At 62.3% G+C, this 12,096-nt stretch carries 12 protein-coding genes; 8 read left to right on the forward strand and 4 right to left on the reverse strand.

Annotated features, from left to right (window positions below; translation table 11 throughout):
* Positions 1 to 61: 61 nt before the first annotated feature.
* From KTJ89_RS01495 to KTJ89_RS01505, 3 genes are read left to right on the forward strand one after another with little or no spacing between them, the layout of a single operon-like run.
* Positions 62 to 1,075: a FecCD family ABC transporter permease gene (locus KTJ89_RS01495; RefSeq protein WP_139467407.1), complete on the forward strand. Its 1,014-nt coding sequence runs from the start codon at positions 62 to 64 to the stop codon at positions 1,073 to 1,075.
* Positions 1,072 to 1,899, forward strand: a complete 828-nt coding sequence (locus tag KTJ89_RS01500) for an ABC transporter ATP-binding protein (RefSeq protein WP_181270407.1) — start codon at positions 1,072 to 1,074, stop codon at positions 1,897 to 1,899. Before KTJ89_RS01495 ends, KTJ89_RS01500 begins: the two co-directional genes overlap by 4 nt.
* 29 nt (positions 1,900 to 1,928) lie before the next feature.
* Positions 1,929 to 2,858: an ABC transporter substrate-binding protein gene (locus KTJ89_RS01505; RefSeq protein WP_259356687.1), complete on the forward strand. Its 930-nt coding sequence runs from the start codon at positions 1,929 to 1,931 to the stop codon at positions 2,856 to 2,858.
* An 82-nt stretch (positions 2,859 to 2,940) separates the two neighbouring features.
* Here the strand turns inward: KTJ89_RS01505 and KTJ89_RS01510 are convergent, their stop codons facing one another.
* From KTJ89_RS01510 to KTJ89_RS01520, 3 genes are read right to left on the reverse strand one after another with little or no spacing between them, the layout of a single operon-like run.
* Positions 2,941 to 3,912, reverse strand: a complete 972-nt coding sequence (locus KTJ89_RS01510) for a DUF808 domain-containing protein (protein ID WP_259356688.1) — start codon at positions 3,910 to 3,912, stop codon at positions 2,941 to 2,943.
* Positions 3,913 to 4,233: an META domain-containing protein gene (locus KTJ89_RS01515; RefSeq protein WP_259356689.1), complete on the reverse strand. Its 321-nt coding sequence runs from the start codon at positions 4,231 to 4,233 to the stop codon at positions 3,913 to 3,915.
* On the reverse strand, positions 4,230 to 4,709 hold the full coding sequence (locus KTJ89_RS01520) for an META domain-containing protein (protein WP_172169032.1): 480 nt from the start codon (positions 4,707 to 4,709) through the stop codon (positions 4,230 to 4,232). The genes KTJ89_RS01515 and KTJ89_RS01520 overlap by 4 nt, the downstream gene beginning before the upstream one ends.
* Positions 4,710 to 4,955: 246 nt before the next feature.
* Between KTJ89_RS01520 and KTJ89_RS01525 the strand changes: the two genes are divergently transcribed.
* A complete protein-coding gene (locus KTJ89_RS01525; RefSeq protein ID WP_259356690.1) occupies positions 4,956 to 6,896 on the forward strand; it encodes a S1 family peptidase in 1,941 nt (646 codons plus the stop codon).
* Between the two features lie 267 nt (positions 6,897 to 7,163).
* Positions 7,164 to 9,392, forward strand: coding sequence for a S1 family peptidase (locus KTJ89_RS01530; protein WP_259356691.1), 2,229 nt, complete (start codon positions 7,164 to 7,166; stop codon positions 9,390 to 9,392).
* A 75-nt stretch (positions 9,393 to 9,467) separates the two neighbouring features.
* Here the strand turns inward: KTJ89_RS01530 and KTJ89_RS19235 are convergent, their stop codons facing one another.
* On the reverse strand, positions 9,468 to 10,445 hold the full coding sequence (locus KTJ89_RS19235) for a GNAT family N-acetyltransferase (protein ID WP_310650267.1): 978 nt from the start codon (positions 10,443 to 10,445) through the stop codon (positions 9,468 to 9,470).
* 84 nt (positions 10,446 to 10,529) lie between these two features.
* Here KTJ89_RS19235 and KTJ89_RS01545 point away from each other — a divergent pair, with 84 nt between their 5' ends.
* From KTJ89_RS01545 to KTJ89_RS01555, 3 genes are all read left to right on the forward strand, one after another.
* Entirely contained in the window at positions 10,530 to 10,745 is a 216-nt protein-coding gene (locus tag KTJ89_RS01545; RefSeq protein ID WP_139907554.1) for a hypothetical protein, read from the forward strand.
* Between the two features lie 42 nt (positions 10,746 to 10,787).
* Positions 10,788 to 11,606, forward strand: a complete 819-nt coding sequence (locus tag KTJ89_RS01550) for a thioesterase family protein (protein WP_259356692.1) — start codon at positions 10,788 to 10,790, stop codon at positions 11,604 to 11,606.
* Positions 11,607 to 11,713: 107 nt separating this feature from the next.
* Positions 11,714 to 12,085, forward strand: a complete 372-nt coding sequence (locus KTJ89_RS01555; RefSeq protein ID WP_101544850.1) for a VOC family protein — start codon at positions 11,714 to 11,716, stop codon at positions 12,083 to 12,085.
* The last annotated feature ends 11 nt before the right edge of the window (positions 12,086 to 12,096 follow it).

Below are 12,096 nucleotides of genomic sequence, written 5' to 3' on the forward strand. Positions count from 1 at the left end.
CCGCAGCCTCACTGCGCACCCGCATGCACTGACGGGGGAGAAAGTCGACTTCGGTCGGCCCATGTTGCGCGTCTTCGGATTCCGCATCGACCTGCGGGTTGTCATCACCGCCGGAATCATCACGCTGATCGCGCTGGCCTGCGGCTTCGCCGGTCTCATGCTCGGCAAGTTCTCGCTGACTCCGACCGAAGTGTTCCAGGGCCTGTTCGGGGCCGCTGAGAAGCGCATCGTCAATACCGTCGTCGGGGAGTGGCGGGCACCGCGCATCATCGCCGGCATCGTCCTCGGCGCCGGACTCGGAGTCTCCGGAGCCGTCTTCCAATCGCTGACACGCAATCCTCTCGGCTCCCCGGACATCATCGGCTTCTCCACCGGTGCCTACACCGGCGGCATCGTCACGATCATCGTCTTCGGCACGAGCTTCGTCTCCACCGCGGCGGGCGCGATCATCGGCGGACTCCTGACCGCCGTGGTCGTCTACCTGCTCACCTGGAAAGGCGGGGTCCAGGGCTTCCGGCTCATCATCGTGGGTATCGCACTGACGGCGATGCTCAACGCCTTCAACACCTGGCTGATCATGCGCGCCGATCTCGAGCTCGCCATGGCCGCTGCCACATGGGGTGCCGGAACCCTGAATGGAATGGGCTGGTCGACGATCGCACCGGCGGCTGTGGCCACCATCGTCCTCGGTCTGGCCTGCGGACTCTTCTCCCGAGATCTCGGCACTCTGGAACTCGGCGACGATACGGCGAAAGCGCTGGGCGTACGCAACGAGCCCATCCGTGCCGTTCTCATCGTCATCGCCGTCGCCCTCGTCGCCGTGGTCACGGCCGCGGCCGGTCCGATTGCCTTCGTCGCCTTGGCCGCACCGCAGATCGGGCGGCGGATCGCGCGGGCGCAGGGCACCAGCCTGCTGACCTCCGCGGCTGTCGGAGCACTGCTCCTCGTCGCCGCCGACCTCATCGCCCAACATGCGTTCGGCGATATCCAACTGCCCGTCGGCGTCATCACCGTGAGCATCGGCGGCATCTACCTCATCTGGCTCCTCATCCAAGAAGCTCGGAAGGCATCATGAGCATTCCCAACCCCGCAGGCGCAGCCTCCCCGCTGATCGCCGAGAACCTCGACCTGGCCTATGACCAGCGCCAGATCGTCAGCGATCTCGACGTGAGCATTCCCGACGGTAAGTTCTCGATCATCGTCGGCCCCAACGCGTGCGGCAAATCAACTCTGCTGCGTGCTCTCGCGCGACTGCTGCCGCCGGCGAAGGGCACTGTGCTTCTCGATGGGAACAACATCGAGAAGATGAAGACGAAGAAGATCGCCCAGCGGTTGGGTCTTCTCCCGCAGTCGTCCATCGCCCCGGACGGGATCACGGTCGCCGAGCTCGTCTCCCGCGGGCGACACCCGCATCAGTCGTTCCTTCGCCAGTGGACCGACGCCGATGAAGCAGCTGTGCTGTCGGCGCTGCGGGCGACGAACACCGAAGAGCTGTCCTCACGGCTCGTCGACGAGCTCTCCGGCGGTCAGCGTCAGCGCGTCTGGGTGGCCATGGTGCTCGCTCAGGAGACTTCCCTCCTGCTGCTCGACGAACCGACGACCTTTCTCGACGTCGCCTATCAGATCGAGCTGCTCGACCTGTTCTCGCAGCTCAATCACGAATACGGGCACACGCTGGTCGCCGTCCTCCACGACCTCAACCAAGCCTGCCGCTACGCCGACGAGATCATCGCCATGAAGAACGGTTCGATTGTCGCTCAGGGGGCTCCGGAGACGATCATCACCTCGGAACTCGTCAACGAGGTCTTCGGCATCGACTGCACAGTCATCGACGATCCGGTCACGGGTGCTCCGATGATCGTGGCGGGAGCACCGAAGAAGACATTCGCTCAGCGCTGAGCGCACGTATCCCGGAAATGAGAACTCAAATGACAAGGACCGCTCTCGGAGTCATCTCGGTGCTGGCGGCCTCGACGCTGCTGCTGGCAGGATGCGGCGGAACCGATGAGGCGGCGGACAACGCCGACTCGGTCACGGTCGACACTCTCAAGGGGGAGGTCGAAGTCCCGGCTGGTGCGAAGAACGTCGTCGTCCTCAATTCGCCTGCCGCTGACGCGGCTGCGGGAATGGGCGTGACACCGGTCGCCGTCGCATCCACGAAAGACCAGATCATGCCGTGGCAGAAGGGCGTCACCGACGATGTCGCGGACGATTCGCTCATCAACGCCGAATATGCGCCGAACCTCGAGAAGATCGCGGAATACGAACCGGATGTCATCTTCGCAGCACCCTGGAATATCGCCGACGACTCCACCTACGAGCAGCTCTCCGACATCGCTCCGGTGATCATTCCGGACACGGAGTCGGCGAATCCCGACTGGGATGAGATGACCGAACAGGTCGGCGAAGCTCTGGGGAAGTCTGATGAGGCAGAGAAACTGATCGACACGACGAAAGACAAGCTCGAAGCCGTCGGTGCCGACCTCGGGGTCGACGGGAAGTCATATCAGCTGATCTCGCCGCGGGCCGAAGGGATCTATTTCGGTAACGCCGCACCGCTGGAACTCTTCGGCCTCGAACCCGGGCAGCACCAGACGCCTGAAGAGATCAACAAGTTCACTCTCTCGACCGAGAATCTCGACGAGCTCGACGCAGACTACCTCTTCGTGTGGGCCATGGACGACGACGGGAAGAAGCAGGTCGTTGACAATCCGAGCTATGACTCGCTGCCGTCGGTGAAGAACGGCACCGCAGCCTTCATCGACGCCGAATTCGCGACCGCCGTCAATGCCGCCAGCCCGGCCAGCCTCGACTGGCTGGTGACCGACAGCGGCATCGAGGACATGCTCAGGAAGTAGGCGACCGGGCCAGCCCTTCTCTCACCGGCCCAACCCAACTCACGGAGCCCGGAACCCGAGCGACGAGGGACGCCGCCGCAGCTCAGGCGGTCGCAGTGTCCTTCTTGCCGTCCTTCTTCACGAGTGCCTTGACTCCGAAGATCACGCCGACGACGATGCCTCCCCAGATCGCACCGAGGATGAGGGAAAAGAACGTGTTGACCAGCCAACCCAGGAAGCCGCCGAGGACCGTGATCGCGGCGACGGGCTCTTCGAAGTGGTGGACGAAGCCGTAGAGGGCGTGGAAGCCGAGCTCGTCGGTGCCGACGAGGATGATGTGTCCTCCGACCCACAGCATGGCGAAGGTGCCCACGACGGAGAGCAGAGCGAGCAGCTTCGGCATCGCTCCGACGAGGAACCGACCGAACTTCTGCTGCCCGGGTGAGTCCTTCTTCGCCATATGCAGACCGATGTCATCCATCTTCACAATGAGTGCGACGACACCGTAGACGCCGACGGTGATCGCAACGCCGACGACGGCGAGGATGACGGCACGGCTGGTCAGGGATTCGGCGGCCACCTCGTTGAGGGCGATGACCATGATCTCGCAGCTGAGGACGAAATCGGTGGTGATGGCCGATCGCACGACCTTCTTCTCTGCCGCCTTGCCATCGGTCGACTGTTCGGCGGCCGGGGTGTCCTTCTCGTGGTGGGCGATCCAGCCGAGCTTCTCGAAGACCTTCTCGGCACCCTCATAGCAGAGGTAGGTGCCGCCGATCATGAGCAGCGGAGTGAGGAGCCAGGGCAGAAACTGGCTGAGCAGGAGAATGATCGGGAGGATGATGACGAGCTTGTTGAACAGGGAGCCCAACGCGATGCGCTGGATGATCGGAAGCTCGCGTTTGGGGTCCACTCCTTCGACGAACTTCGGCGTCACCGCGGCATCGTCGATGACGACCCCAGCCGCCTTCGCACCGGCTCGTGACGCACCTGCGGCGACATCGTCGAGGCTGGCAGCCGAGAGTTTGACGAGTGCGGCCACATCGTCGAGGAGTGCGATCAGACCTCCGGCCATCTAACGACCGCCGAGCTTGTGAGTTGGGCCGGGCGGCTGACGATGAAGGTCGCCGAGGTGGTTCTCGGCAGCGTCGAAGAGGTGCAGACGGTCGCCGTCGGGTTCGACTCTCCTGGCTTTGGGAACCCAGGTGACCATTCGGGGAGCGGCTTTGAGCGTCATCATCGAGGACTTGATCATCAAACCCTCGGGCTCGGCCGACCATGAGGTCATAAGGTTGTTGGCGCCGTCGCTGCCGCGCATTGAGCCGTCCTCGGTGAACTCGAGGAAGGCCCGCTCGTTCGTCTCGGCCGTCCAGCGGCCGATGAGTTCCTGTGTCATTTGTCGTCCTTTTCCAGTCCGCCGATGACTTTCCCGTTGCTGTCTTTGACCTTCATGACATCGCCTTCGATAGTCGCCGTTGAGGCTTTGCTCAGCCAGGTGTCGACGCCGGCGCAGGCTTTCTGGGTCGACATGAAGGAGTCGATGGTGATCTCGTCGCCTTTGACCTTCCAGCTCGTGACGATCGCGTTGCAGCCGTCAGAGCCTTCGAGCGAGCCGTCGTCAGAGAATTCGAGGAACGGGTCGCCCTTCTCCGGTGAGGTCCATTTACCGGTGGGATCGAGCTTGGAGGCGTCGTCGCTGGGAGACGTGGTTTCGCTGGACTCGGTGGGGGAGGGGGAGCTGGGGTTTCGGGGGTCGTTGCCGGTGTCACAGGCTGCCAGCGGCAGAGTGAGAGCAAGGGCCGCGAGTCCGAGCGCGAGCCTCGAGGCGGGTCTTACGGAGGCCAGGGGGCGAAGCTTTGTGTGGTTCGGCATGCCCCTGATCATAACGGCACCGTTTTCGAGCGACCTGGAAGAACACAGGACAGCTTGTGCAGTCCGACTTCTGTAAGTTGTGTTCACCTGGGACATTGATGGTTCTTGCATTGCGTCGTGATCAAACCGTAACCTTTCACACGGTTGGAAATCTGACACCGGAAGCATGAACCGCCGAGTCGCGGCGAAGCCTGTTGACGGGGTCGGGCAATCGAAGCATCGACAACGATCAAGGGAATCAACCTTATGCAGAAGAAACTCGTGCAGAGTTCACTGGCGATCAGCGCCGCTGCGGCGCTGAGCCTGAGCGGCGCGCTCGTCGCCTCACCGGCGATGGCTGACAACGCCCCGCAGAAGCTGGACCTTCAGAGTGAAGCTCACGTCCAGAAGGCACTTTCCGGTATCGAAGGCGTCAACGCCTACGGCACCGACGGCGGCGAGCTCAGCATCGGCGTTGCCAAGAAGACCGACGAGATCAAGAAGCTCGAAAAGAAGTACCAGAACATCAAGGTCACCGAGGGCGTCAAGGAACTGAAGCCCTATGCGAAGAATGATCTCGTCGGCGGTGCCGGCTACCTGGTCAAGGCCGGCGAGAGCGGCGGGGCCTGCTCGACCGGTTTCTCCGGCTGGGACGGAGACGGCAAGCCCGTCGTCCTGACCGCCGGTCACTGCTCGAAGATCATCAACGAGCAGACCAACGCGTTCGACGGCGACACCACTGTCGATCAGACCGAGAAGCCCTCGATCTCCGAGGCCAACGGCGGCGAAGGCTTCCAGGCCTCCGGCAGCGGCGTCATCGGCAAGTGGGGCTTCCACAACTTCGGCGGCGACCTCCTCGAGGGCGCCGACCAGAACAAGTGGCCTGAGCCCAGCGAGTCCGACATCGACTTCGCCGTCATCAACGTCGACGAGTCGAAGTACAACGTCAAGAACGGCATCACCGACTGGTCGACCGCCGATTCGGACGATCTGGCCAAGTCGACCACCGAGATCACCGAGGTCGGTGCGCACAAGGACGGCGCCATCAGCAAGTCCGGTCGCACCACCGGTAAGACCGACGGCGAAGTTCTGCCCCGCTCGGAGTACGACTTCGACTACCAGAATGTCGGCGGTCGTTGGGTCCACGGATTCGGCGTGACCGCGCCGATCGACAAGCCCTTCTCCCAGCCGGGCGACTCCGGCGGCGGCGTCTACCAGGGCAGCACCGCCGTGGGTGTCATCTCCGGCGGCGGCGACCTCGATGCGAACACCTCGTTCACCTGGGTTGCCGACCTGGACCACTCGCTCGAGGAGTCCGGCACGGACTTCAACCTCAAGAAGCCGGGTGAGGAGACCCCTGAGGCACCTGCCGCTCCGAAGGCCGAAGACCAGACCATCGAGCCTGAGGGCAAGGTCAAGGGCAAGGCCGAGGCTGGCGCCAAGGTCGAGGTCAAGTGGGAACCCGCTGAAGGTGCTCAGGCAGCCGAGAACGGTTCTGAGACCGTCACGGCTGACAAGGACGGAAACTTCTCCGTCGAGGGCCCCAAGGCCGAAGGCGACTACAACTTCACTGCGACGGCGATCGTTGACGGACAGGAATCCAAGACGACCGAATTCGATGTGACCGTTGAGAAGGACGAGTCCGAGACTCCCGCTCCTGCCGAGCGTGAGATCAGCGTCGACCCCAAAGAGATCGCCGCGTCCGACTTCGTGAAGGAAGACAAGGGCGTGACGATCACGGTTAAGGGCTTCGACGAGGGCGAGAAGGTCAACCTCGAAGTTGCCAACGGGCCTGAAGGCGTCGAGGGCATCAAGCTGGACGAGACCGCCAATGAGAACGGTGCCGCCGCATTCTCGATCTACGGCACCAGCGCCGAGAACGCCGAGGCCTACCTCGGTAAGTACGACGTCGAGGTTACCGGCGCCAACGATACCGAGGACGAGTCGGCACTGACCGGTACGTTCGAGGTAGTCGCTGACGAAGACGGTTCCGGCGGCGGATCCGGCGGAGACGATGACGGCAACAACGACGACGGCAATGCCGACGGCGGAGCCGGCGACGGAAACGACGATGACGGAAACGGTGACGGCGGTTCTGACCTGCCGCGCACCGGTGCCGAGCTGACCGGCCTGGCCGCCGGAGCCGGACTGCTCCTCGTGGGCGGAACCGCGGTCGTTCTGACCATGCGTCGCAAGAACAACAACTGAGTGCTGTGATGCCGGCCGTCTGACGGTCTGGCGAACTGACACTGACGATGCCCCCGGTCTTCTGACCGGGGGCATCGTCTATTCATGGCGACTGCCTAGAGGCGATAACAGCAAGTCTCTTTGTATACATCTACTGAAGTTTCGTACATTAAGTTCACAGTCTTCGACCTACTTTTTTGGTAGTCACTGAGTGCGCCCCGTAACCTTATCGTGACTTAGGTCATCAACTTGTGACATTGATCCCTCAGAACAGAGAGACAACAACTTATGCAGAAGAAACTCGTACAGAGTTCGCTGGCGCTCACAGCGGCAACGGCGCTCGGCCTGGGCGGAGCGTTCGCTGCTTCTCCGGCCGTCGCTGACAACGGTCCGCAGAAGCTGAATGTGCAGAGCGATGCGGCTGTGCAGAAGACTCTGGACAAGGCGTCCGGTGTCAACGCATACGGCGCCAAGAACGGCAAGCTCACCATCGGTGTTGAAAAGGCCGACAAGACAACCAAGAAGCTTGAGCAGGATTTCTCGAACGTCAAGGTCGTTGAGGGAGTCAAAGAGCTGAAGGCCTATGCCGGCAACGACTTGGTTGGCGGCGCAGGTTACCTCGTCAAGGCAGGCGAGGGCGGCGGAGCCTGTTCAACCGGATTCTCCGGTTGGGATGCTGATGGAAAGCCGATCGTGCTCACCGCTGGTCACTGCGCGAAGATCATCAACGAGCAGAGCGGGGAATTTGAGGGCGACACGACGGTCGACGAGACCGAACAGCCTTCCACTGCGCCTGCGGTCGGCGGAGAGGGATTCAAGCAGACCGGACTCGGCGTCATCGGCAGCTGGGGTTACAACAAGTTCGGCGGCGAGCTGGTTCCTCCGGGTTCAGATGCTCAGCCCAATGACGACGATATCGACTTCGCGGTCATCAATGTCGATGCTTCGAAGTACAACGTCAAGACAGGTGTGACTGACTGGTCGACCGCCGGAGACGACGATCTGGCTGCGAAGCTCGCCACTGATATCACCAAGGTCGGCGCTCACAGCGAAGGTACCGTTCAGAAGGCCGGCCGGACGACCGGACTGACCGAGAACGAGACATGGACTGCCTACAACGAGCAGTTCGACTTCGTCAACGTCAGCGGACGCTTCGTCCATGGTTTCGGTGTTAAGGCACCGTCCGGCAAGCCGTTCTCCGCGCCCGGCGATTCCGGTGGCGGCGTCTTCCAGGGAGACACTGCAGTCGGCGTCATCTCCGGCGGCGGTCCTGCAGAGGACGAGAACGGTCAGGAGATCGACTTCAGCTGGGTAGCCGACCTCGACTACTCGCTCGAGAAGTCCGGACAGTCGATCTCGTTCACTGATCCTAACGAAGAGCCTCCGGGTGATGATGAGGCAGAAGCTGACGCTTCCGCTGCTGCCGACGGTGAAGATGCAGATGCTTCGGCCGCTGCCGACGGTGAGGACGCAGATGCTTCCGCCGCGGCCGAGGGCGACGACGCAAACGCTTCCGACAACGCTGACGCCGACGCCAAGGAAGCTGATGCTTCGTCCGCTGCGGAAGGCGACGACGCTGAAGCTTCGGCCGACGCAGACGGAGCAGAGGCTGACGCTTCCGCTGCCGCCGATGGCGACAATGCCGATGCTTCCTCCTCAGCCGATGGCAAGGATGACAAGGCCGATTCCGACGCCGACGGTGACGAGAAGCCTGAAGCTCCCAAGGTCGGAGACCAGACAGTCGTTGAAGGCGGAAAGATCACCGGCAAGGCTGCTCCGAACGCTGACGTCAAGCTGACCTGGAAGCCCGCTGGCGATGCCCAGGCAGGTTCCGCTCAGGCCCAGGCCGCACCGGCTGAGGGCAGCGTCACGGTCAAGACCGATGCTGATGGAAACTTCTCCACCGAGGCTCCTGCTGAAGCTGGCGAATACGCCTACTCCGCTACGGTCACAGCTAACGGACAGACCTCGGAAGCCACTAACTTCACGGTGACTGTTCAGGCTGCAGAGGCCGAGCGCAAGCTGACTGTCGAGCCGAAGGAGATCGCTGCTTCGGACTTCGTGAAGGAAGACAAGGGCGTGCAGATCACGGCTGAAGGCTTCGAAGAGGGAGAGAAAGTGACCCTCAAGGTTGTCGACGGGCCTGATGGCGTCAAGGACTACGAGATGACGCAGACTGCCAACGCTGAGGGAGTCGTCGGATTCTCGATCTACGGCACCAGCGCTTCGAACCCCGAGGCCTACCTCGGTAAGTACGACGTTCAGGTCACCGGCGCCAACGACACCGAAGACGAAGAGGCCCTCACCGGCTCCTTCCAGGTTGTTGCCGACGAAGACGGCAACGGCGGCGGCAACGATGGTGACGACAACGGCAACGATGATGGAAACGGTGACGGCGGCGGATCTGATCTGCCTCGCACCGGTGCCGAGCTGACCGGCCTGGCCGCCGGAGCCGGACTGCTCCTCGTCGGTGGAGCCGCTGTTGTTCTGACCATGCGTCGCAAGAAGAACAACTGAAACACACTCTGACGGTCACTCGTTGACCGACTGAGAGAAAGTGCCCCTGGCCTTCTGGCAAGGGGCACTTTCACGTCATCGGACGAAAGCACGGACCGCCGCCCCTGCAGACGGGGCGGCTTCGCTGAAGCCGAGCGACGTGTAGAAATTAGCCAGTCCGGGATCGGCGTCGGTGAGCAGGACGGTCTGTCGGACATCGGCGAAAGGTTCGAGGACGCGAGCGACGAGTTCAGCCCCGATGCCGCGCCGCTGCATTCCTGGAGCGACCAGGACATCTTGGAGGTAGACAAGTGTTCCGAAGTCGCTGACCACGCGCGCCAATCCGACGAGCAGCTCTGCCTGGTGAGCACAAACCACGTGCGAAGAATTGAGGACACTGCGGACTAGTCGTTCCGGGGCGTTCGTGTGCGCCGACCATCCGACTGAGTTATAGAGCGCGAGCATCTCACTGCACGATGGCGGAGTATTCGACGAATACGTGATCCCGGCACGAGTCTGCTCACGGAAATGACGGCGATCATGCCAGTGCAGCTCATGGACGACGCCTGTCTCCCATTCCTCGCGCAGGATCGCATAGCCGACCGAATCCAGCGGATCGCTGCCGATTGCAGGCCACGAGCGGCGATAGTGAGCTTCTTTCGTCCAGCCTGCCCGGTCGAAGACCGCCCTCATGGCGTGATTGTCTTCGCGCGTCTGACCCTCCAACCGATTTGCTCGCGTGCTGGAAAAGACATGAGCGGCGATGGCGGTCAATGCCTCAATGCCGAGGCCCCGACCTCGAAATCGCGAAGCTAATCGAAGGTCGAACATCGGCGTCGAGTCGCTGAGATCCTCGAGGCGGACGATGTCGATCCGGCCACGCTCGCTGTGTACGAGCCAGAACGTCTCGGTCTCCTCGCTGATGAAATAGCCGTCCGCAATCCGTTGGCGGACTTCTTCTGCCGACCAGCGAGACAGCCTGGCGTGGAAAGGGAACTCTTCCGTGGTGTAGAACTCAGTCAGATCATGATTGTCGCAGCCATGTGGATCGACCCGGGTCAGCTTCACACTCATGCGCTTAGACTAATCGGTGAGCGCTCACAGCAACTCAACGCAGAGATGAAAGCGACAAGGTGCGCCCGACGAAGGAGTCCAGGCATGAGCCTTGAAGACGATCCATTCGACTACCAAATCACCAAATCCGGAATCCTCTTCATTCGCCGAGGCGGCCGCACCGTCATGGAGCTCGGCGGAAAGAAGGCTGCCGCGCTCATCCCCAAACTCGGCCGAGATGACGACACCGACCAGCAGCTGTTGGCACGGGCAACAGGTCACTATCGTCACGGCAACGAACGACAGTCCGGTCGACATTGAATCTGGCTGGACGTTCGTTCAGTTGTTGGTACTGTATGTGATATGAGTCAATCGACCGTCAGTGAGTTCTCACAGGCCACCGCAGTCACCCGCCAAGGCGACCACAGCTTTACCGCCGACCTCGACGCCGGCTGGAAAGTCGCCGGAGCCGTGAATGGAGGCTACCTCCTCGGAGTCGCCGGACAAGCCCTGCGGGCCGTCAACCCGAGCACCCCGGACCCCCTCGTCATCTCCACCTTCTATCTCGGACCGAGCAGAGAAGGTCCGGTCGACATCTCCACGCGCGCACTGCGCGAAGGCCGATCGACGGCGAGCTACGGCATCGAGCTCTCCCAGAACGGGGCACCGACGATCTCGGCGATGGCGACGATGGGCAACCTCGGCGACCTTCCCGACGATGTCGGCACGACAGCCACGCCGCCCCAGCTGCCCCCACCGGAAGAATGCGTCGGCGCCGCCGAAGCCAGCGAGGACTTCAAGAAGGCGGCGCCGCTCATCGAACGGTTCGATATGCGCCTCGACCCGGCCACCGCAGGATTCGCGGTCGGCAAACCCAGTGGTCGCGGAGTGCTGCAAGGTTGGATTCGGCTCATCGACGGGACCGACCCGGACCCGCTGTCATTGCTGACTTTCCTCGACTCGTTTCCGCCGGTGATGTTCGACCTCGGTCGCTTCAAATGGGCGCCGACGATGGAACTGACCGCACACGTCCGCGCCCTGCCCGCTCCCGGCTGGATCAGCGCGCGACTGTCCACTCGGAACATCGCCGGCGGAATGTTCGAAGAGGACTGCGAACTGTGGGACTCGGCCGGTCGCCTCGTCGCTCAGTCGCGGCAGTTGGCGCGCCAGCCCCGCGGGTGACGCGACGATGACGGCGGATAACCGACGATGACGCCTTCGACTTGTCATGTCTGTGGGGTGCTCTAGAGTCGGGTCAACACCTATCCGACTGCGAAAGGACCGCGCTCATGGCGTCGCTGGCATCTTTGAGCATCACCTTCGACTGCCTCGATGTGGAAGCACAATCGATCTTCTGGGCAGACCTCCTCGGTGCCGACATCGATCCCGGCGCCAACGAGTTCGTTGCGAGCATCGGGGGAGTTCACAACAGCGAGTCACCGACCCCGGGAATGCTTTTCCTCAAGGTCGACGAACGGGCAGAGGGGAAGAACCCGCTGCACATCGACCTCGACGATCCGCACTATCCGGCGGACGTCGACCGCGCGGTCTCCTTGGGTGCACATAAGCTCGCGTCTTTCGACGAATATGGGATCGAATGGACGACTCTGAAAGATCCCGAAGGAAATCTCTTCGACATCGGTCGGCGAAAACTAGACTGAGCCTCATACAC

The organism is Brevibacterium sediminis, assembly GCF_024895295.1.
Taxonomy (GTDB): domain Bacteria; phylum Actinomycetota; class Actinomycetes; order Actinomycetales; family Brevibacteriaceae; genus Brevibacterium; species Brevibacterium sediminis.